This window comes from Hymenobacter sp. 15J16-1T3B, assembly GCF_020711235.1.
In the GTDB taxonomy this organism is placed as follows: Bacteria; Bacteroidota; Bacteroidia; order Cytophagales; family Hymenobacteraceae; genus Solirubrum.
In genome coordinates this window covers 135,795-156,412 of record NZ_JAJFAV010000013.1, presented here as the reverse complement: position 1 = coordinate 156,412, position 20,618 = coordinate 135,795, and the positions used below count along the sequence as shown (strand labels likewise).

The following is a 20,618-nucleotide window of genomic DNA, read 5'->3' as shown; positions in this document are numbered from 1 at the left end:
CAGGTGATTGAACTGCTGATGTTGCGACTGATTTTGCTCAGTGCCTTGCTGACCGCCGCGGCCGGGCTGCGGGCCCAAACCCTGCCCGGACGTCCGCACCGCCTGGGCGTGCCGGTGGCGCCTTCGCGGGCGGCACAGCCCTCGGTGCTGCGCAACCAGGTGGTTCCCGCCACGGTGGCGCCGTTGCCGCTTTCCCGGCAGGACCGGCAGGCCTACGAGAACTGCCCCGACCCGCGGCGCTACGGGCCGAAGCCGCGCACCAAGAAACTGGTGCGAATCTGGTAACTTGGTTCACTTGGTCTTCACCTAGTTGGCCCGATTCTTGGCCGGCGGCGCGAAACGCTTAAATTTGTTAACCACCTCTCACACTTCATCCGCAATCATGAAAAAAGCACTTGTACTGGCGCTGTCGCTCACGCTGGCCGGTTTTGCCGCTCAGGCCCAGTCGTCCGCCGCGCAGCCGGCCAATGCCAAAGAAAAAGCCAACGGCCCGGCCATCACCTTCGCCGAGTCGAAGTACGATTTCGGCAAGATCAAGCAGGGCGACGTGGTAGAGCACGTGTTCAAGTTCAAGAACACCGGCAACGCCCCGCTGGTCATTTCCAACATCGGCGTGAGCTGCGGCTGCACCACCCCGGACTGGAGCAAAGACCCCATTGCCCCCGGCAAATCGGGTACGGTAACGGCCAAGTTCAACTCGGCCGGCAAGCTGGGCATGCAGAACAAAGTGCTGACCATCGAGTCGAACGCCGCCGCTGGCAGCAGCATGGTGTCGCTGGTGGGCGAGGTGCTCGACCCGGCCGCTGCTCCGGCCGCTACCGATGCCGCCGCCGACTCCAAAATGAAGGCCAAGGACGGCGACATGAAAATGAAAGCCAAGGACAAGAAGTCCTAATCGGCCGCTTCGGCGCTGATAAACCCCAAACGGCCCGGCCAGCAGCTGCTGACCGGGCCGTTTGTTTGTTGGGCCGCGCTACGCTGGCGGAGTAGGCGGACTACAAGTGGCTTACCAGAGTCCGCGGCTTATGAGAGGCGCAGGGCAGCGGCAAACAGCAGCCCCCAGCCGGCAAGGAAGAGCACCCCGCCGATGGGCGTGATGGGGCCGAACCAGCGGATGCCGGTGAAGCTGAGCAGGTAGAGCGAGCCGCTGAAGAGCACGATGCCGCCCACGAACAGCCAGGCCACCGTGCCCAGCCAGGGCAGCTCGGGACGCAGGATGCGCAGCACGGCCACGGCCAGCAGGGCCAGGGCGTGGTAAAACTGGTAGCGCACGGCCGTTTCGTAGGTGCCCAGGCGGGTGGCCGCGTCGGCGGCGCTCATGGCGGCTTCGAGGTAGCGCTTGTAGCCGTGGGCCCCGAAAGCGCCCAGCGCGACGCCTAGGGTGCCGAAGGCCGCGGCTGCGAGTAAGATGAGTCGGGCGGTCATGTCAGAGGTGAAGTAATGAACGGGTGAAGGGGTGAAGAGTCCAGGGCCTCAGGCCGGGTAGGCGCGGTGGCCGAAGATGGCGCTGCCCACGCGAATGAGCGTGCTGCCTTCCTCGATGGCCAGGCGGTAGTCGCCGCTCATGCCCATGGAAATTTCGCGAAAGCCGGCGTCAGCGGCGAAGTAGCGGGCCTTAAGGTGGTCGAAGTAGCCGCGCAACGTCCGAAACTCCTGCCGCAGCTGCGGCTCGTCGGCGGTGTTGGTGGCAATGCCCATCACGCCGGCCAGGCGCACGTGCTGCAGCTGGGGCTGGGCTTCCTGCAACAGGGCTTCGGCTTCGGCCAGCGAGAGGCCGAACTTGGTTTCTTCCTCGGCAATGTGAAACTGCAGCAGGCCCTGGATGACGCGCCCGGCCCGGGCCGCCTGCCGCTCGATTTCCAGCAGCAGCTTCAGGCTGTCGATGCTCTGGATGGTGTGCACGAACGGGGCTACGTACTTGACCTTGTTGGTCTGCAGGTGCCCGATGAGGTGCCACTCGATGTCGGCGGGCAGGGCCGGCTGCTTGGCGGTGAGTTCCTGCACGCGGTTTTCGCCGAACAGGCGCTGCCCCGCGTCGTAGGCCTCCTGAATCAGCTCGACGGGGTGGGTTTTTGACACGGCCACCAGCCGGCAGCCGGTGCCGCTCAGCTCCTGCTGAAATTCCTGAATGGTAGAAGCAATGGACATAGTGCGCGCAAAGGTAGCGGCTGCGTCGCGCCAGTCCGCTAGCCGCCGCGCCGCCGCTAATCTTCCATGGCGTTGGCCAGGAAGGTATTTTTCAGCCCCAGCCACAGCAGCCACAATCCCACGCACCAGTACAGGTAGTAGCGGTAGTAGTCGTGGGTGTTGCGGTAGCGGGTGAGCTTGATTTCGGACTGCTCCAGCTGGTTGATGCGGGCAAAAATGCGTTGCAGGGCCGAGTTGTCGGTAGCGCGGAAAAACTGCCCCTCGCCGGCGCTGGCAATCTGGCGCATGGTCGTCTCGTCGAGGCGGGTTTCCACGTAGCGCGGGCGGCCCAGCTCGTCCTTGCCGTAGGGCACGCGCCCGTCCTTGCCCAGCCCGATGGTGTAGAGCTTCAGCCCGAAGGAGTGGGCCAGTTGGGCGGCCGTGAGCGGGTCGAGGGCACCGGCGGTGTTTTCGCCGTCGGAAAGCAAAATGCAGACGCGGGAGCGGCCGGGGGCGGCGCGCAGGCGGTTGGTGGCCACGCCCAGCGCCGTGCCGATGGCTGTGCCGTCGGTCGGAATCAGCCCCAGGCGCAGGTTCTGCAGCTCCTCCTGCAGCAGCTCGTAGTCGGTGGTAAGGGGCAGCACGGAGTAGGCGTCGCCGGCAAAGGCCACCAGGCCGATCCGGTCGCCGCGGCGGCCTTGCACGAAGGCCCGGGCCACGCGCTTGGCGGCTTCGAGGCGGTTGGGCTGCAGGTCCTGTAGCTCCATGGAAGCCGATACGTCGACGGCCAGCACAATGTCGATGCCGCGGCCCGACTGCTCCACCCGCTCGTCGGTGCGCTGGGGGCGGGCCAGGGCCAGCACGCCCATCATCAGGCTCAGCCCCAGCACCACGTCGGGCAAAAAGCGCAGCAGGGCGCTCCAGTGGGCCCGCGCCTGCCCGCGCACGAAGGCCACGCCCAGCTTGGCGCGGCGGCGCTGGGCCAGCCCTTCGCGCAGCAAAAACAGCAGCACCACGGCCGGCAGCAGCAGGAGCAGCCGCGGGTAGGCCCAGGTGTAGCCCGCCAGAGTGCTGTAGCGCAGCCCGTCGAAGACGGGAGCCAGGAATTGCTGCCAGAAATGGTTCATGCGGGCGCAAAGATAGGCAGCGGGGCAGGGTGGGAGACGGGGAGCTTGTGCGGGTAGGAGAGGGCGGGTTTGCGCGAGAAAAGCAACCGCAACACGGCCGTCAGGTCAAGCGCAGCCGAGACATCACGCCGGTTAGTAACTTTCTTTCCTCAGGCTGATTGCCCTCGTACGTCAGCCCGCGAGCTGCCTCAGCTGCCTCGGCATGACGTGCTGCGCTTGTCGTTCAACGTCCGCCCGCGGGAGGTATCAACCAGCTCGACACGACGCCTTTGCCCGTTATATCTAGCTATAACCTTACACCCGCACGCCCTGGCCCTTCTGGGCGGCGCGCACCAGGGCGTAGCGGCGGTCGGCGAAACGGCGCAGCGCGTCGAGGGCGTGGTCGGTTTGCTCGGCGGCTTCGTCGGGCTGCTGGTTGCCGTAGATGACGCGGTCGGCCAGGCGCAGGGCGGTGGCCACGTCGGCGTCGCCGCCGTAGTGCGCCACGATTTCCTTGGTGGTGAGCGTGTTCAGGGAGTTGCCTTCGAGGCGGGCCAAGTAGTTTTTCCAGAGCGTAATGGCCCGCTCCATGTTGGCCAGGGAGCGGCTGAGCTGAAAGCGCTCCAGGTGGCGGGCGTACTGGGCCAAAAAGTACACGTGGTTGCGGGCCGTGCGGTAGCGGCGGTAGCGCTGGCGGAGGTTGCGCCCAAACGTCCACCACACCACGCCGGCCAGCACCAGCACGGCCGCCGCCCCGGCCAGCCAGTACGGGTAGTTGATGCGTTCCTCCAAGGGCAGCAGCGCGGTGGCTTGGCGCAGCGGCGGCAGCGCCTCGTCGGGGGCCAGGCGCGGGGCGGTGCGCACCAGCCGCACGGCGGCCGCCGGGCCGTACACCAGCACCGAGTCGCGGCCGCGCAGCACCGTCACGGGCAGGCGCAGCGCCTGCACCGAGTCGAGGGCGAACGTGCGCAGCACGTAGCGGCAGCGGTCGAGGCTGAGGCCCTGGCGCGTGCGCGTGGGCCAGTAGCGGCGGTGCACGTACTCAAAGGGCTTGAATTCGGCCGTCGAGTCGGGAAAAATCACGTTCAGACCCGGTGCGTGGCGAAACGTCAGCTCGTACTCCACCAGCTCGCCCACGCGCACGGCGGGGCGCACGAAGCGGCCCAGGGGCAACGAATCGGCCACCGCGGTTCCGGCTGCTGGGGCTTGCCCGGGCGCCTGGCCCGTGCCCGCCGCAGCCGGCCAGCCCAGCAGGCCCGCGGCCAGCAGCGCCGGCCAGCGCAAAGAGGGCAGGAGCTGGCTCACGCGGCGGGGGATTGGGGTTGGGCGCCGCGGCGCTGGCGCAAACGAAACAGGCTCACCAGTTGCGGCAGGTAGTCCACGTCGGTAGCAATGCTGAGGAAAGACGTGCGGTGGCGGCGGCAGATCTGCCCAATTTGCTCCCGGTTTTGCTCATAGGTGGCGCGGTAGCGGGCCCGCCAAGCCTTGGAGGAGGTGTTCACCCACACGGTGCGGCCGGTTTCCTGGTCGCGTAGGGGCACAATGCCCAGGGGCGGAAATTCCTGCTCGCGGCGGTCGAGCAGCTGCACCACGATGAGGTCGTGCTTGCGGGCCAGCATGGTCAGCTCCCGCTCGTAGTCGGTGTCGATGAAGTCGGAGAGCAGCAGCACTAGGCTGCGGCGCTTGAGCAGGCCCAGGGCCTGCCGGATGCCGGCCGCCACGTTGGTGCCCGCGCTCTGGGGCTGCAGCCCGAAAATGGCCTTGATCAGGGCATAGGCGTGGCGCAAGCCCTTGCCGGCGGGCAGGTACAGCTCTTTCTGGTCGGAAAACGCCAGCACGCCGAGCTGCGCGTCTTGCCGGGCGGCCGACAACGCTAGGATGCCGCAGATTTCGCGGGCCACGTCGAGTTTGCGCCGGCCCTCGGCGCCCACCTGCTGGGAGCGGCTCACGTCGAGCAGCAGCACCACCGATTGTTCGCGCTCCTCCTTGTAGGTTTTCACGAAGGTACCGTGGCCCTTGGCCGATACGGCCCAGTCGATGGCGCGCACTTCGTCGCCGTACTGGTACTGGCGCACGTCGTCGAATTCCAGCCCGGTGCCCTTGAACACGGAGTGAAAGTCGCCCTGCAGCTGCGCGTCCACCACCTTGCGGATGCGGATTTCGAGCTGGCGCAGGCGGCGCAGAATGGCCTGAAGCGAGGTGTCGGGGGCGGAAGTGGACATGGCGGGGCGGCTAAAATAACGGTACGGCGGGCAAGTGCTATTTTTGCCGGGTGAAGAACCTGCTGCGTACCGTCCTGCTGGCCCTGGCGCCCGTGCTGCTGAGTCAGTGCGAGCGGCCCGAAGAACAAGTGCCCCCCGCCAAGCTACTGCCCCGCCCGCAGCTGGTCAGCCTGCTCGTCGACCTGCACGTGACCGAGGCGCGGGTAGAGGCCTCGCGCCTGCCCCACGATTCAGCCCGGGTGCTTTACCGCGAACAGGTCAAACAGGTGTACTGGCGCCACGACACCAACGAAGAAGCTTTCCGGGAAAGCATGCGCTACTACGCCACGCACGGCAAAGACCTGGAAGAAATTTACACCACCGTGGTCGACAGCATTCAGGCCCGGCAAAACGGCGGCACCCCGATTAAAACCTGGTAACGCCTCCCGTCCCGAGCTGAACCGCGCAACGGCCGCCGACGCTCCGAGCTGATTTCGGAAGCCGTCGGCGGCCGTTGGTCGTGGGGGCTTATATGAGCCGGCTGCCGTTGGGCAGCGGTCCGGCAAACGAGGCCAGCACAATGCGGCCCTCGGCGTCGGCGGCGCCCGTCACCAGCACTTCGGAGCGCATGGGCCCGATCTGGCGGGGCGGAAAGTTGACCACGCACAGCACCTGCCGGCCCAGCAGGGTTTCGGGCGTGTAAAGGGCGGTAAGCTGGGCGCTGGATTTCTTTAGCCCCAGCTCCGGGCCGAGGTCGATGAGGAGGCGAATGGCCGGCTTGCGGGCTTCCGGAAAGGGCTGGGCATCCACGATGGTGCCCACGCGCAGGTCCACGCGCTCAAAGTCGGCCCAGGTGATGGGGGCGGTAGGGTCAGGCATGGGCGCAAATTACGCGCTCCGGCCTTGTGCCAGGCTACTGGCCCGACGACGAGGCCGTGCCCGGGGCGGCTGGTGCCGGGGCGGCGTAGGCCTGCAGCGCGGTCAGGCGCTGCAGCACCTGGTCGTCCCAGGTTTTCTGCTTGATCAAGTTCAGGCCGTGGTTGGTGTCCACGTCGTAGCGCTGTTGCTCGCGCTGCCAGTTGGCAATGGCCACCTTCATCACGTTGTTGAAAGCCGGCTGCAGATGCTCGCAGTCGAACTTGAGCGTCTTGAGCTTTTGGCGCAACTGCCGGGCGTGCACTTCCGTCAGGTCGAAGTGCACCTGCTCGTGGTGCAGCAGGGCCACCGATTCGGTGTGCGGCGACTTCACCCACGATTCGGACGGCGTGAAGGTGGCCAGCACGTTGGCCGAAAACACGTAGTCCTGGCAGCCGATCTGCGCCCCGATGTTGGCCGTGGTCAGCGCGTGCAGCGGGTCGGCGGTGTTGGGCCGGCCCTTGAAGTCGGCCCAGGTCAGCGGCCGGCTGGCCGACCACGCCAGCAGTTCCTTGGCCGGCGCGGGCGTTTGGCGGACGAGGGCCGGGCGTGGGGCCGGTACCGGGGCCGCGAACGGCAGCACGCGCAAGAACAAGGGCAGGAGCAGAAAATCTAGCATAAGTGCAACCAGGAAAAGCAAAACTACGTAACCCGCTGCTTCAACGCCGCTACCCCGCCGTTTCGTTCAATTGCTCGGGGCCGGGCAGGCCCGGGTAAAAGGTTTCGCGCCCGAACCGCCGCAGCAGCACTAAGGCTACCGCGGAAAGCCCCGCCAGCAGCCCCACCCACACGCCCGCCGCGCCCCAGCCCAGGCCGAAGCCCAGGGCGTAGCTCAGCGGCAAGGCCAGCACCCAGTAGGAAACCAGCGCCACCAAGGACGGGATTTTTACGTCTTCCAGCCCGCGCAAGGCCCCCAGGCCCACCACCTGCAAGCCGTCGGAAACCTGAAACAGGGCCGCAATGAGCAGCAGCGTAGCGGCTTGGGCCACCACGCCCGGGTCGGTGTTGTAGAGCTGCGGAATAACGTGCCGCCCCAGCACCAACAGCAGGCCCATGCTGGCCATAAAGCCGAACGTGAGGATGTAGGCCGCGTAGCCGGCCCGGCGGGCGCCCGCGGCGTCGCCGAGTCCGCGCTGCCGGCCCACCCGGATGGTGGCCGCCGTGCTGATGCCGCTGGCAGCCATGTAAGTGACCGAGGCCACGTTGATGGCAATCTGGTGGGCCGCCTGCACGGTGGCACCCAGCCAGCCCGCCATGATGGCCGATACGCTGAACGCGCCGACCTCAAACACCATTTGGGCCCCGATGGGCAAGCTCAGCGCGAGCAGGCGCCGCTGCGTGTCCGCGTCGAAGCGCCAGCGGCCGACGGCGTCGCGGTAGGGCTGCAGGCGCGGGGCGCGCAGCACGTAGCCGGCCATTAGCAGGGCCATCAGCGTGCGGGCCGCCAGCGTGGCCCAGGCAGCGCCCATCATGCCCAGGTGCGGGGCGCCCAGCTGGCCGTACACCAGGGCGTAGCACAGCACGCCGTTGACGACGTTGGCCAGAATGGAGAGCTGCATGGCCTGCCGCGTCAGCCCCAGGCCTTCGGCAAACTGCCGAAAGCCCTGAAACACCATCAGCGGAATCAGCGACAGCAGCATCACCCGGATCCAGGGAACGGCCAGGGCCACTACGGCCGGCGGTTGGTGCAAATAGCGCAGCAGCGGCACCAGCGCCCAGCCCGCCGCCGCCAGCAACACGCCAGCCACCGCGCACTGCAGCACCCCGCCCACCAGCAGCTGCCCGATGCGCGGCACGTCGCGCTGCCCGTCGGCGGCTGCTACCAGCGGCGTGATGCCCATGGAGAGGCCGAGGCCCAGTACCATCAGCACCGTGACCACGCTTACCCCGAGCGACACGGCCGCCAGCGGCACGGTGCCGGTGTGGCCCACCACCACGCTGTCGACCACGTTGACCAGCACGTGGCCGAGCTGGCTCAGCACCACCGGGTAGGCCAGCAGTATGGTAGGACGAAAATGCGGACGGAGGTCGGCCAGGGCCATAAGCAAAGCAGGAAAGGCCGCAAAGGTAGCGCAACCGGCCCAGGGGGCGGGCGCCGATATCCCCGTGTCGTGGCCCACCGGGGTGCTGCACACAGGCAAGTTGCTAGGAATAAACAGCAACCCAACAGTAATTATTTATTCGGCTATCGATTCAATTGACGTCAATAATACGCTTGAATTATTAGTGGAACAAATAAATAATCAATTGTAAGGCGGCTGTTAATGGTCGGGCTTATGCAGGTATAAGCACGCTGATATTTGGTTTTTGATATTGTTAATGATTTGAATGTCAATAATTAAAGTTGATGTAAGCTTTGATAAAATACCCTTAGAATTATTAATAATTCATGTTTAAAAAGTGGAATTTGTTAGGGTGTCTTACCCATTTAAAAATTTCAGCGTCATGAAAAAATTTCCCTACCTCGTGCTGATAATAGGCAGCTTGTTGCTGGCCACCGGGTGCGAAAAAGCAGCAGTGGTGCCCGAGCCAAGCATCACCACCGCCCAAGAGGGCGTGAGCAAAGACCGCGGCATAGAAATCCGCGTCACCGGGACCTACGACTCAAAGCCCTTCACGGCCACGCTGCGCGCCAACACGTTCAGCAGCGTGAACACGCTGCGGGTGGTCACCTCCCTGGAGCAAGTAGGCGGCGGACTCAGCCGCACTGATGCGAGCTTCCTCGAATCCACGCCGTTTACGTTCGACGTGTGGACGCTGGTGCACACCCCGGATACGTTTTCCTTCACCATGCTGCCCGTGGGCTGGGGCGGGGGCAAACCCGTGGTGCTCGACACGTACTACGAGGTGCTGATCAACTCCGACACCCGCAAGTACAACCAGATTACCGGCTACTTGGCCAGCATCAGCAACTTGTGGGAGGCCAAGGATTCGGCCGGCAACTACGTGTACCTGACCTCAACGGGCAGCCTGAATGCCGACGGCTACACCCTGCTGCGCGGTTACTACGAAGCTATTTCCACGACCGTCGGGCGGTACTAAGTCACGCGCAACGACACACCTCAAGGTAAAACGGGCGGTCCTGGGGCCGGCGCTTCGGTCCGAAGCCGCCGGCGCCGGGGCCGCTTCAGCGTAGCGGGGCCAGCAGCACGTCGGCAAACCACTGCTGCTCGTCCTGGAAAGCGGTGAGTACCCGCAGGCCCGCGTCGGCGGCCAGGGCCTCGATTTGCGGCAGGGTAAACTTGTAGGAGTTTTCGGTGTGAATGGCTTCCCAGGCCTCGAACGTAAACGTGCGCTCCAGCGCCCCGATGCGCACGTGCTGGGCTTGGCGGCTGACCAGGAAAGAGCGCATGGCCCCGGTCAGCGGGTCGTAATCGGCGAAATGTTCCCAGGCCGCGAGGTCAAAATCGGCCTGCAGCTCGCGGTTGAGGCGGGTGAGCAGGTTCAGGTTGAAGGCCGCCGTGACGCCTTGCGCGTCGTCGTAGGCCGCCCGGATCTGACGCGGGTCCTTGCGCAGGTCGAAGCCGACGAGCAGGCGGTCATCGGGCCCGAGCTGGGCGGCCAGGGCCGCGAGAAACTGCTGCCGGGCTTCGGGCAGGAAGTTGCCGATGTTGGAGCCCAGAAAAAGCACGGCCTTACGGCCCGGCTGCCCGCGCAAGCCGGCCAGGGCGGCGGTGTACTCGGCCACCAGCGGCTCCACGCGCAGCGCGGGCAGCTCGGCGCGCAGGCTAGTGGCCAGCCCCTCCAGAGCCGTCGGCGAAATATCGACCGGGGCGTAGGCGAAATCGGTGCCGGCTGCCAGCAGCTCACGCAGCAGAATTTTGGTTTTGAGCCCGTCGCCGGCGCCCAGTTCCAGCAGGTGTAGCGGCTGCCCGTCGGCGGAAGTGAGGGCGGCGGCAATGGCGGCGCGGTGCCGGGTCAGCAGCGCAAATTCGGTGCGCGTGGGGTAATATTCCGGCAAGGCCATGATCTGCTGGAACAGCTCACTGCCCACCGCGTCGTAGAAATACATGGACGAGAGGGCGCGCGGCTGCCGCGTCAGGCCGGCCAGCACGTGCGCGGCCAGTTCGGCGTTGGTAGGGCGTAGGTCGTTGTTCGGGTCCGACGGGGCCGAGCCGGTGGAAAGTTCGGAAAGCGAGGCAGTGGGTTGGTCGGGTAGGGAAAGAGCCATTGGGCAAGAAAGAATGTCGGGGCCGGTGGGAGAAACCAGCGTCGAAAAACGAAAGGCAAACAACGAAAAACCTACCGCGCCAGGCGGATGCCGGTAAACTGCCAGCGCTTGTCGGCGTGGAAGAAGTTGCGGTAGCTCAGGCGGATGTGGCTGGCGGGCGTGGCGCAGGAGCCCCCGCGCAGCACCAGCTGGTTCACCATAAACTTGCCGTTGTACTCGCCCAGGGCGCCGGCCGCTTTCTGGTAGCCGGGGTAGGGGTGGTAGGCCGAGTACGTCCACTCCCAACAGTCGCCGAGCAGCTGGTGGCAGCGGGCGGGGTCGGCGTCGGCGGGCAGCGGGGCGGGGTCGTAGCGGCGGCTTTCCACGAAGTTGCCGCCGCTGGCTTCGGCCCCGAAGTGGCGGGCGGCCACCTCCCATTCCTGCTCGGTGGGCAGGCGGGCGCCGGCCCAGTGGGCGTAGGCGTCGGCTTCGTAAAAGCTCAGGTGCGTGACGGGCGCGGCCGGGTCGAGGGGCTGCAGGCCGTGGTGGGTAAAGCGTTGCCAGGCCGCGCCCGGGGCCGCGGGGCGCACCCAGTACAGGGGCGCCTGCCAGCCGGCCGTCTGCACCAGCTCCCAGCCTTCCCCCAGCCAGTAGCGGAAGTCCTGGTAGCCACCGGCCTCCACGAAGGCGAGGTACTCGGCGTTGGTCACGAGGCGGTTTTGCAGCTCGAAGGGCGCCACGTAGGTTTGGTGCACCGGCAGCTCGTTGTCGAAGCAGAAGCCGGGCGCATCCCCCGCGTCGGGCTGAAAGCCTACGGGCGCCACGCCCCCGGGCACCGGCAGCCAGCTGGCCGGCGGCAGGGCGGGCCGGGGCTGCGGCGCGGCTTGCTCGGGGCCGAAGTAGGAAGGGGCCAGCGGGTTGGTGCTCAGGATGTACTTGATGTCGGTGACCAGCAGCTCCTGGTGCTGCTGCTCGTGTTGCAGGCCCAGCTCCAGCACCTCGGCAAACGGCGCCTCCGCTTCGGCCGAAGCCAGCAGGCGCTGCATGTGCTCGTCCACGTAGGCGCGGTAGCGGTACACGTCGGCCAAGGCCGGGCGCGAGAGGGTGCCGCGGTCGGCCCGGTTCACGCGCGAGCCGAGCGAGTTGTAGTAGGAGTTGAAGAGGTAGGCGTACTGCGGGTGAAACAGCTCGTAGCCCGGCAGGTGGGCCTGCAGCATGAAGGTTTCGAAAAACCAAGTCGTGTGGGCCAGGTGCCACTTGGGCGGGCTCACGTCGATGACGGGCTGCACCACGGTATCCTCGGGCAGCAGCGGGCGACAAAGCGCTTCGGTCTGGGCGCGCACGGCGGCGAAGCGGGCGGCGAAAGTAGCGGCGGCCGGAGCCGCGGCGGGCGCGGGGGCCAGCACAGCAGGGGAAGACATAGGCGGCAGGGACTGGAACGGGTAGGTACGGGAATTAACCGCCGAGCGGCAACTTTGGCTAGGCCGCCGGGCAGAAATTCTGATTAAATAACTGAGCGGTAATATGGTTGAGCTTGCGCAAATCAGCGCTAAAAATCGACTGGCTACGCAAACCGCGGCGCCCGGGGGGCGTAAACCCAGCAAGCCGCCTGCCGCCGCCCGCGGCCATTGGCCCTCCGGGCGGCGACGCATTCCCCTCACCTAAACCCGTTTTCACCCATGTCGAATCAGCAAAGCCAACGCAGCCAGAACGACCCGAACGCCTCCCAGAACCAAGGCAACCAGCGCAGCGACCAGTCCTCGGAAAAAGCCCAGCACGCGGGTTCCATCGAGGGCAACCGCTCGGTGCACAGCGGGGTGTCGGGCATTCCGAGCCAGCGCCACGAAGCCGAAGACAGCAGCACCGCCGCCCTGAACCGCGACCAGGCCAAGGGCATGGGCACGGCGCCCACCGACAAGCGCGGGGAAAGCCGCGTGCAGTCCGACGCCAGCGACGAATAACGAGTAGCTGGTAGATGACAACGCGCTGATTGTAATGGCGCTTGCCGCCCCGGTTTGCCGCGCAAGCCGGGGCGGTTTTGCAACCGAGCCCCCCGCCTTTGGCGTATGCGGGGCAAGTTCCACTTCCTCTCACCCAAACCCTTTTGCCGCCATGACCGAGCACCCGAATCAAGCCGACCAACCCCGGCCCGACGCCGAAATCAACCGCGCCAACGAGCCCGGCAGCCAGAGCAGCAGCGGCATGAGCAGCCGCGTCGACGACGCCCTGGTGGACGCGCTGGAGCGCGAGAAAAAGCAGCGCGGCGAACCGCTGGACATTTCCGAGGAAAGCCTCGGCTCGCCCATCGGCCGCAGCCCCGAAGCCAGCACCGGCCCGGTGCAGGACTAAAGCCCACCGCCGCCCCTGGATGCGCCGCGCGCCGGGCCCGTACGGGCCAGCGGCGCGCGGCGCTTACTTTTGGCCCCGCTCACCCGCATCTGTCTGCTTATGGCCCTGCGCCTGCACTACGTCCGCCGCCCCCTGCGCTTCAACTTTCCGGCCCGCACCTCGCGCGGGGCCCTCACCGAGCACGTAGCCTGGTACCTGCAGCTCACCGACGCCGCCCGCCCCGGCCAGTTGGGCCTCGGCGAAGCCGCCCCGCTGGCCGGCCTGAGCCCGGATGACCGGCCCGATTTCGAAGCCCGCCTGCAGCAGCTCTGCGCCGACTTCAACGCCCGCCGGTACGCCGAAGCTGACCCCGCCGTGGTGCCGGCGCTGGTGGAGCCCGAGTGGCCCGCCTTGCGCTTCGGCCTCGAAACGGCCCTGCTCGACTGGCGGGCGGGCGGGCGGCGGCAGCTGTTCGACAACGCCTTCAGCCGCGGCGAGGCCGGCCTGCCCATCAACGGGCTGGTGTGGATGGGCGACGCGGACTTTATGCAGGCGCAGATCCGCAAGAAGCTGACGGAGGGCTACCGCTGCCTGAAAATGAAAATCGGCGGCATCGATTTCGCGGCCGAGCTGCAGCTGCTGCGCGACATCCGCGCCGTGGCGGGCCCCACCGAGCTGGTGCTGCGCGTGGATGCCAACGGCGCTTTTGCCCCGGCCGAGGCCCCGGCGCGGCTGGCGCAGCTGGCCGAGTTCGGACTGCACTCCATCGAGCAGCCCATCCGGGCCGGGCAGTGGGCGGCGCTGACCGAGTTGTGCCGCACGTCGCCCGTGCCCGTAGCCCTCGACGAGGAGCTGATCGGGGTAACCGAGCCGGCGCGGCAGGCCGAGCTGCTCGACGCGGTGCGCCCGGCTTACGTGGTGCTCAAGCCCACGCTGCTGGGTGGGCTGGCCGCCACGCGCCGCTGGATAGCCTTGGCCGAGGCGCGCCACCTGGGCTGGTGGCTGACGTCGGCCCTAGAATCCAACGTGGGGCTGAACGCCATCGGGCAGTTTACCGCCGAATTTTCCATTGGCGACATGGCCCAGGGTCTCGGCACGGGGCAGCTGTACCACAACAACTTAGCCTCGCCTCTGCACGTGAGTGGCGGGCAGCTGCACTATCAGGCCGGCGGCACTTGGGAGCTGCCCGGCTAAGAACTCTGGCAAACGGGCGGAAGATTTAGTATCTTATTCCCTCGATACTCCCATCCTTTCCCGCCCGTTGCACCTCATGGCCGCGCCTTGGTCATTTTTCCACTTGTGGCACCGCCGCGCGGGGCTGTTGCTGGGCTTGTGCTGGTTGCTGCTGGGCCTGCCGGATGCGCTGGGGCAGCCGTCCGCATTCCAGCTGCGCCGTCCCCGCGCCCGCCAAGCCGTTCTGAACTTTGAGCTGCAGCGCAACCTGATTGTGCTGCCGGTGCGCCTCAACGGCCGCGGGCCGTACTACTTCATTCTCGACACTGGGGTCGGCAAGTCCATCATCACCGACTCCGGCCTGCGCGACTCGCTGAACCTGCGCCTGGGCCAGCAGTACCTCGTAGCCGGCGTAGGCGAGGAAGCGCCCCTGGTGGCCTTCGTGACCGACAGCGTGCGCGTGGAGTTGGGCGACAAAAAATTGGCCGCGGCGCAAAACCTCTCTTTGCTGCTGCTTTCCGACGACATTCTAGACCTATCGGGCTACGTGGGGCGGCCCATCCACGGCATCCTCGGGGCTGATGTGTTTCGCAGCTTCGCCGTGACCGTGGAGGCCGAAAAACAGGTGCTGACCCTGCACCGCCCCGACGCGTTTCGCCCGCCGAGTGGCCGCAGCTGGGTGGAGCTGCCCCTGGAAATCGAGGGCGACCGGTCCTACATCACCACCGACGTGGTGCTCAACGACTCGGTGCAGCTGCCGCTGCGCCTCATTCTCGACACCGGCGCCGGGCATGCCCTCTCGCTGGAAGTGGGCTCCGACCAGCGCCTGACCCTGCCGGCGCAGCGGCTGCGCTCCTACCTGGGGCGCGGCCTGAGCGGCGACGTGAGCGGCTACCTGGGCCGCGTAAAGGCCCTGCAGTTAGGGCGCTACCACATCCGCTCGTTGGTGGCTTCGTTTCCCGACGATGCCGCCGTGCGGGCGCGGGTGGGCGTGGTCCGCAACGGCAACATCGGCTTCGAGCTGCTCAAGCGCTTCTCCGTGGTCATTGATTACCCGCACAACCGGCTGTGGCTGCGGCCCAACGCCCTGTTTCGCGACCCGTTCGAACACGATATGTGCGGGCTGGAGCTGCTGGCCGGCGGGCCGCAGTACCGGCGCTACATCATTCAACGCGTGGAGCCTGGCTCGCCGGCGGCCATAGCCAACTTGCTGCCCCAGGACGAACTAATTTCCATCAACCTGCAGCCCGTGGCCAACATGTCGCTGACGCAGGTGACGCGCCTGCTGCACTCCGCCGACGGCCGCCGCCTTCTCGTCTTCGTGCGCCGCGCCGACGGCGACTTGTTCGTGACCAACATGACCCTGCGGCGCCAGCTGTGAGGCCGGCGACAGAACCCCGTTGCGCAAACACCAACGGCGGCCCGCCGGTCTAGCAGACCGGCGGGCCGCCGTGCGTCGGGGCCTAGAGCAAAGTTACCGCGCCACCTGCAGCCGGCCGCGCAGCACTTGGCCGGTGCTCAACTCCAGCTGCCAGGTGTAGAGGCCGGGGGGCAGGGCGCGCAGGTCGAGCGGCAGCTGGTGCCAGCCGGCCTGCAGCGGGCGGGCCGGCAACGCCAGGGCGGTGCGGCCCAGCACGTCGCGCAGCCGGAGCGTGGCCGTGGCCGCCTGGGGCAGCACCAGGGCCGCGGTGGCCCGCTCGGTCGCCGGGTTGGGGTAGCAACTGGCCGCGGCCGTCTGCACGGGCAGGTCCACCGCGCGGATTTCGCTGGCGGTGCGGGTGTCGTCGAAATCAACCTGCTCCAAGCGCAGGTGCCAGCGGCCAGGTGTTAGGTTGTCGAGCTGCTGGGTGTAGTGCCGAGCCGCGTCGCTCTGGCCGGCGCCCGCCACCCAGGCCATTTTGCGCCAAGCGGGGTCGTCCGGGCGTTGGGCCAGCACCTCAAACCCGCGGTTGTTGCGCTCCTGGGCCGTGGTCCAGGTCAGCAGGATGCTGTTGTCGCCCTTGCGTTGGGCCTCAAACGCCGCCAGCGTTACGGGCAGCGGACCGCTCAGGGTGATGTCGGCGTTGTTCACGTCGAAGAAGATGTTGCCGCGGGCCCGCACCATCACGCGGCCGGTGGTGGTTTGCAGGTTGGGCAGCTGCACCAGCTGTGTGCCGTCGTTGGGCGTGTTGCTGACCAGGACGCGGTCGTAGGTGCGCCCGTCAGCCGCGAAGAGAATGTCCACCGCCGTGGCGCTGATGGGCGGCAGGTCGGTGTTGTTGACGGTCCAGGTTACGGTGGTCATGGCCGCCGGCGCAAACGTGGTGGCCGCGTTGTGGCTGCTGACGGCCAGCGGGCCCAATTCGGACACCGTGATAAGCATGGCGTCGGAGGCCACGCCGCCCCCGCCGGGGCGGTTGTCGCGCACGGTCAGGCGGAAGTTGAGCGTGCGCGGGACCAGCGGCAGAATTTCCCCGAAGGAAGCTTCGTTGTTGAGTAGGTTGGTCAGGCGCGGAAACGTGCGGCTGGAGCTCAGGCTGGGCGCAAACGAGCGAAACTGCGGGGCCGAGGGGCTGGTGCCCGCCGCCGCGGGTGCGCCGCCGTTGCCGCCGGTATCCATCTGCTCCCAACTGTACGTGAGCGTGGTGCCCGCGTCGGCGTCGGTGCCCGTGCCGGTAAGCATGAAGGGCGTGCCCTGTGGAATGGAGTAATCGGGTCCGGCATCGGCGGTCGGCAGCGCGTTGCCGTTGGCCACGCCGGCCCGGCAGGCGCCGCCGGCTGCCAAAAACGCGAGGATTTCATCCTGGCTGATGCCGTGGAAAAAGGCGTCGGAGTGCGGCTGCAAATTGTCGGCCCCGCAAATGCCGGCGTAGCCCATAATGGTGGTGCCCGAGCCCGGCTCCACGGCCGTGGCAGCGTTGCGCGTGCCGCTGCACGCATCGGTCACGCTGTCGAAGGTGTGGTTGGCTCCGAACTGGTGGCCCATTTCGTGCGCCACGTAATCCACGTAGAACGCGTCGCCTACCGGGCTGCCGATGCCCGTTACGCCGCGGGCCTTGTTGTGGCGGGGCATGCCGCTGCCCGTGCTGGTTTGGCACACGATGCCCACGCCCGCCACGCCCCCGCCGGTGGTGCCGAAGACGTGCCCGATGTCGTAGGCATCGGGGTCGAAGGCGCCGTTCATCACCGTGCGGTTCTCGTTGTACATCATGCTGATGTTGCTGTTGGTGTACGGGTCGGCGTTGCCGTCCAGGTAGATAACCGCGTCGGTTCCGGCAATCAGCTGCAGCCGGATGGCTAGCTCCTGCTCGTAGACGCCGGTGATGCGGTTAATGGCCGTGGTCATGGCCGCCAGCACGTTGCCCTTCGTCAGCGCCGCGCCCGCGGCGGTGGTGACGGCCGCCGCGTACTCGCCGGTGCAGCCCAATGCCAGGCGGTAGGTGCGCAGCTGCGCGCCGTAAGCCGCGGCAGTGGTGCGGGCCGCGGCCGGGGCCGAGCCAGCCGGCGGGGCCACCGTCTGGCAGCCCCAGGGCGCAGGCGCCCGCCGGTCGGCGGCGGCAAAGCTGCGGTAGGCGTCCGGCGTGCCCGGCACCGGGTCGACGAAGTAGCGCCCCTGCGCCCCGCCGATGACTTGGGCGTGGAAGCCCAGCGGCGTCAGGTCGAAGCGGGCCGTCACGCTGGGGTTGCTCACGCTCTGCCCGGCGTAGGTGCGGATATCGGGGTAGCGGGCCGCCAGGGCCGGCGCCAGCACCGGGGTTTGCCACACCCGGAAATACTCCGTGCTGCCGTTGGGCTGCGGCACGGGCAGCAACGGACCGGCAGCGGCGCGGTCTTCGGTGGGCGCGGCGGCCAGCACGGCCTGTAGCTGCGCCGCATCGGCCAGCACAGGGCGGGCGGTGCGCAGCGTGGCGGGAAGGGGAGGGTTGACTGCGGGTGTGCGCCACAGCACCGCTTGGCGCTGCTGCGCCCAAGCCGGACTCAGCACCAGCACCAGACACCAGATGTAGACGAGCTTCATTGGAGAGGTAGGGAAAAGGTGGCCGATAGCGGTGGAGAAGATTAATGTATAATTATTAAAACAAATAATTGTAAATAATTAATTGATTCACAGGGCCGTTACGAGACTTTTCCAACTCCTCGTTTGCGCGTAGTGGCGGCTAGGGCTTATGTCGCGCTCAAAGTCCTATCTTGGAATCCGGCCTCCGCCACCTCATTTTTCGCCCGCCGCATTCCCGCCCCATGCCCCCGGCTTCCGCCCCCGCCGTTCCGCCGTCGCAGTCGCCGCCGGCGGCCATTCGTGCCAACCAGCACATCTACGCCGACTACTTCGACGAGGACTTCGTGCGCGCCCTCGACCAGAACGTGCTGCAACTGCTCGACCGCGTGTGGTTTCGCTCCGAGCTGGTGGGCTTCCTCGAACGTTTTCCCCAGCGCAACAACCCCGAGCGGCCGCTGATTTTCTGCTCCAACCACTCGGGCATGGCTTTCCCCTGGGACGCCATCGTGGCCCTGGCCAGCCTGTATCGCTCGGTGCCCCAGCCGCACGACATGCCCCGGCCGCTAGCCGCCCCGCTGCTCTCGCAGTCGGCGCTGATGAACCCGTTCCTGATTCCGGATTTCTGGAAGCGCGCGGGCTGCGTGGACGCCACCACGCTGAACTTCGAGACGATGATGTACTACAACGACCACAACCTGATGCTGTACCCGGAGGGCGTGCCGGGCATCGGCAAGGGCTTTAATCGGAAGTACGAGTTGCAGCGGTTGGCCAGCAGCGTGGTGCGCCTCAGCATTCAGCACGAAACGGACCTGGTGCTCTTCTCCACCGTCAACGCCGAGTACCTGAACCCCGGCGCATACAGCTTCGAGTGGATCAACAAGTGGGTCAAGAAAATCGGCATTCCCTTCCTGCCCATCACCTGGCTGCTGATTGGTATCATCCTGCAGCCCTGGGTGTTTTACATGGCGTTTCCGGCCAAACTGACCTTCGTGCTCGGCAGCCGCCTGCGCCCCCGCGACTGGACCGACCGCCCCTTCGAAGACCTGACCCGCGACGATTTCGTGGCCCTGACCGAGCGCGTGCACGACCAGATGCAGCAGGAACTGACCGACGCCGTGGGGCGGTACGGGCAGAAGCCCTTCCGGGTAGGGGAGCTGTGGCAGCGCATGAAGGCCAACTGGCGCTATTTCCCGTTCTACCTGCCGCCGTTCTGGCCGCTGCTGTTCCACGAATTTGAGCGCGGCTACCGCAAGTACGGCCCGCAGTACAAGCTGCGGCTCAGCGGTTTTGGCACTACGCTGCGGCTGCTTTGGCGCAACCCGTTTGTGCTCAGCTTTTTTATTCCCGTGCTCGGGCTGATTCCGGTGGCCATCCGCGGCTACCGCCGGCATAAGATCGGGGAGAAGCTGCCGGGGCAGCAGTAAGCCCATTGGGGCGGCGCTTGAGGTTGCTCAGGCCGCCGTCCAAATCGCCCGGAAACCTCATACATTTCAACTCTTTGCCGCGGCGCTTCGTTACAGAAGCACCACGCCTACAGCTCCGGGCCCATCGGCTTCGCGGCCGACGCGGTTCCTTTCTCCGCCATCCCACCCGCATGCCTTCCTTTCAGCACCAACTCATCAAGCGGCTGCTCGCGGCCGCGGCCGGGCCCATAGCCCGGCGCCGGCCCAGCGCCGACTCCCTGCGCCTGGGCCTGGAACTGAGCACCCTGCTTCAGTTTATGCCCTGGCACGTGCACTTTGAGCGCGTACCCGCGGCGGCCGGCGTGGTGGCTGAGTGGATCGAGCCGGAAGGCGCCGCCGCGGGCCGCGTGCTGCTCTACCTGCACGGCGGCGCCTACGTGATGGGCTCCCTGAACACGCACCGCGGCTTCATCGGGGCACTGGCGCAGCGCTGCGGCCTGCGCGCCCTTTCCGCCGACTACCGCAAAGCCCCCGAGCACCCCTTTCCCGCCGCCCTCGACGACGCCCGCGCCGCCTGGCACTGGCTGCTCGCGCAAGGCTATCGGGCCGAAGACGTAGTGCTGGCTGGCGACTCGGCGGGCGGCGGCTTAGTGCTGGCGTTGCTGCAGCAACTGCGCGACGCGGGCGAGGCGCTGCCCGCCGCTGCACTCTGCTTCTCGCCCTGGAGCGACCTAGCCCTCACCGGCAGCGCGGCCCGCCCGCACGGCGAAGACCAATTCGTGGAAGCACTGGAAATCCGGGCCTGGGGGCAGCGCTACGCCGCCGGCACCCCGCTCACCAACCCGCTGCTCTCGCCCTTGTACGCCGACCTGCGCGGCCTGCCGCCCTTGCTGCTGCAGGTATCCGATGGCGAGCTGCTGTACGCCGATACGCTGGCCCTGGCGGCTCGGGCCAGGGCCGCCGGCGTGCCCGTCACGGTGCAGGTATTCGACGGGCTGGTGCACTGGTGGCACCTGTTTTGGCGCACCGTGCCCGAGGCCAAGCTTGCGCTAAGTCGCGCCGCCGAGTTTGTCGGCGGGGTGTGGCAGGCGCAAGAGGCGGCCCGCCAAGCCGTGCGCGCACCCGGGAAAAAGCCGGTGGTCGGCAAATTCGCCGTCCGCCCGGTGCGGGCCGCGGCGTGAGCTGCGGAACCTAACGCATTGAAGCCATGATTTTTTTCAGCAAAAAAGTGGCCGTCAA

At 67.0% G+C, this 20,618-nt stretch carries 21 protein-coding genes; 10 read left to right on the top strand and 11 right to left on the bottom strand.

Annotation, left to right across the window (positions count from 1 at the left end; all coding sequences use genetic code 11):
- Positions 1–18: 18 nt before the first annotated feature.
- Together LJ737_RS20195 and LJ737_RS20190 are read left to right on the top strand one after the other, a co-directional pair.
- Positions 19–285: a hypothetical protein gene (locus LJ737_RS20195; RefSeq protein ID WP_227768563.1), complete on the top strand. Its 267-nt coding sequence runs from the start codon at positions 19–21 to the stop codon at positions 283–285.
- 97 nt (positions 286–382) lie between these two features.
- A complete protein-coding gene (locus LJ737_RS20190) occupies positions 383–895 on the top strand; it encodes a DUF1573 domain-containing protein (RefSeq protein WP_317206665.1) in 513 nt (170 codons plus the stop codon).
- Between the two features lie 128 nt (positions 896–1,023).
- On the opposite strand, the gene LJ737_RS20185 is transcribed toward LJ737_RS20190, so the two are convergent.
- The 5 genes from LJ737_RS20185 to LJ737_RS20165 form a co-directional block, all read right to left on the bottom strand.
- Positions 1,024–1,425, bottom strand: coding sequence for a DUF423 domain-containing protein (locus LJ737_RS20185; protein ID WP_227768562.1), 402 nt, complete (start codon positions 1,423–1,425; stop codon positions 1,024–1,026).
- A gap of 48 nt (positions 1,426–1,473) precedes the next feature.
- On the bottom strand, positions 1,474–2,148 hold the full coding sequence (locus tag LJ737_RS20180; RefSeq protein ID WP_227768561.1) for a YggS family pyridoxal phosphate-dependent enzyme: 675 nt from the start codon (positions 2,146–2,148) through the stop codon (positions 1,474–1,476).
- Between the two features lie 56 nt (positions 2,149–2,204).
- Positions 2,205–3,254 carry a VWA domain-containing protein gene (locus LJ737_RS20175; protein ID WP_227768560.1) on the bottom strand — a complete coding sequence of 350 codons (1,050 nt, stop codon included), beginning with the start codon at positions 3,252–3,254 and terminating at the stop codon, positions 2,205–2,207.
- Between the two features lie 294 nt (positions 3,255–3,548).
- On the bottom strand, positions 3,549–4,538 hold the full coding sequence (locus LJ737_RS20170) for a hypothetical protein (protein ID WP_227768559.1): 990 nt from the start codon (positions 4,536–4,538) through the stop codon (positions 3,549–3,551).
- A complete protein-coding gene (locus LJ737_RS20165) occupies positions 4,535–5,455 on the bottom strand; it encodes a DUF58 domain-containing protein (protein WP_227768558.1) in 921 nt (306 codons plus the stop codon). The genes LJ737_RS20170 and LJ737_RS20165 overlap by 4 nt, the downstream gene beginning before the upstream one ends.
- Positions 5,456–5,505: 50 nt before the next feature.
- On the opposite strand from LJ737_RS20165, the gene LJ737_RS20160 reads away from it, so the two are divergent.
- Complete coding sequence (locus LJ737_RS20160) at positions 5,506–5,874, top strand: DUF4296 domain-containing protein (RefSeq protein ID WP_227768557.1); 369 nt, start codon at positions 5,506–5,508, stop codon at positions 5,872–5,874.
- Between the two features lie 88 nt (positions 5,875–5,962).
- Here the strand turns inward: LJ737_RS20160 and LJ737_RS20155 are convergent, their stop codons facing one another.
- The 3 genes from LJ737_RS20155 to LJ737_RS20145 are packed head-to-tail and all read right to left on the bottom strand — an operon-like array spanning position 5,963 to position 8,391.
- Positions 5,963–6,313, bottom strand: a complete 351-nt coding sequence (locus tag LJ737_RS20155; protein ID WP_227768556.1) for a tRNA-binding protein — start codon at positions 6,311–6,313, stop codon at positions 5,963–5,965.
- A 34-nt stretch (positions 6,314–6,347) separates the two neighbouring features.
- Positions 6,348–6,968, bottom strand: coding sequence for a DUF922 domain-containing protein (locus LJ737_RS20150; protein ID WP_227768555.1), 621 nt, complete (start codon positions 6,966–6,968; stop codon positions 6,348–6,350).
- Between the two features lie 49 nt (positions 6,969–7,017).
- Positions 7,018–8,391, bottom strand: a complete 1,374-nt coding sequence (locus LJ737_RS20145) for an MATE family efflux transporter (protein WP_227768554.1) — start codon at positions 8,389–8,391, stop codon at positions 7,018–7,020.
- A gap of 403 nt (positions 8,392–8,794) precedes the next feature.
- Between LJ737_RS20145 and LJ737_RS20140 the strand changes: the two genes are divergently transcribed.
- The gene (locus tag LJ737_RS20140; protein WP_227768553.1) at positions 8,795–9,391 is read left to right on the top strand and encodes a hypothetical protein; all 597 of its coding nucleotides are present in this window, start codon (positions 8,795–8,797) and stop codon (positions 9,389–9,391) included.
- A gap of 85 nt (positions 9,392–9,476) precedes the next feature.
- Here LJ737_RS20140 and egtD read toward each other — a convergent pair whose 3' ends face one another.
- Both egtD and egtB read right to left on the bottom strand, forming a co-directional pair.
- Entirely contained in the window at positions 9,477–10,520 is a 1,044-nt protein-coding gene (egtD, locus tag LJ737_RS20135; protein ID WP_227768552.1) for an L-histidine N(alpha)-methyltransferase, read from the bottom strand.
- Positions 10,521–10,591: 71 nt separating this feature from the next.
- Entirely contained in the window at positions 10,592–11,920 is a 1,329-nt protein-coding gene (egtB, locus tag LJ737_RS20130) for an ergothioneine biosynthesis protein EgtB (protein ID WP_227768551.1), read from the bottom strand.
- A 258-nt stretch (positions 11,921–12,178) separates the two neighbouring features.
- Here egtB and LJ737_RS20125 point away from each other — a divergent pair, with 258 nt between their 5' ends.
- From LJ737_RS20125 to LJ737_RS20110, 4 genes are all read left to right on the top strand, one after another.
- The gene (locus tag LJ737_RS20125) at positions 12,179–12,460 is read left to right on the top strand and encodes a hypothetical protein (protein WP_227768550.1); all 282 of its coding nucleotides are present in this window, start codon (positions 12,179–12,181) and stop codon (positions 12,458–12,460) included.
- 151 nt (positions 12,461–12,611) lie between these two features.
- Positions 12,612–12,848, top strand: a complete 237-nt coding sequence (locus LJ737_RS20120; protein ID WP_227768549.1) for a hypothetical protein — start codon at positions 12,612–12,614, stop codon at positions 12,846–12,848.
- A gap of 99 nt (positions 12,849–12,947) precedes the next feature.
- Positions 12,948–14,021, top strand: a complete 1,074-nt coding sequence (locus tag LJ737_RS20115; protein WP_227768548.1) for an o-succinylbenzoate synthase — start codon at positions 12,948–12,950, stop codon at positions 14,019–14,021.
- 76 nt (positions 14,022–14,097) lie between these two features.
- Positions 14,098–15,381, top strand: coding sequence for an aspartyl protease family protein (locus LJ737_RS20110; protein WP_227768547.1), 1,284 nt, complete (start codon positions 14,098–14,100; stop codon positions 15,379–15,381).
- 93 nt (positions 15,382–15,474) lie between these two features.
- Here LJ737_RS20110 and LJ737_RS20105 read toward each other — a convergent pair whose 3' ends face one another.
- Entirely contained in the window at positions 15,475–17,997 is a 2,523-nt protein-coding gene (locus LJ737_RS20105; protein ID WP_227768546.1) for a reprolysin-like metallopeptidase, read from the bottom strand.
- 221 nt (positions 17,998–18,218) lie between these two features.
- On the opposite strand from LJ737_RS20105, the gene LJ737_RS20100 reads away from it, so the two are divergent.
- Positions 18,219–19,400 (top strand): lysophospholipid acyltransferase family protein, encoded by a 1,182-nt coding sequence (locus LJ737_RS20100; protein ID WP_227768545.1) that lies wholly within the window; start codon positions 18,219–18,221, stop codon positions 19,398–19,400.
- A 170-nt stretch (positions 19,401–19,570) separates the two neighbouring features.
- Positions 19,571–20,560 (top strand): alpha/beta hydrolase, encoded by a 990-nt coding sequence (locus tag LJ737_RS20095; RefSeq protein WP_227768544.1) that lies wholly within the window; start codon positions 19,571–19,573, stop codon positions 20,558–20,560.
- The last annotated feature ends 58 nt before the right edge of the window (positions 20,561–20,618 follow it).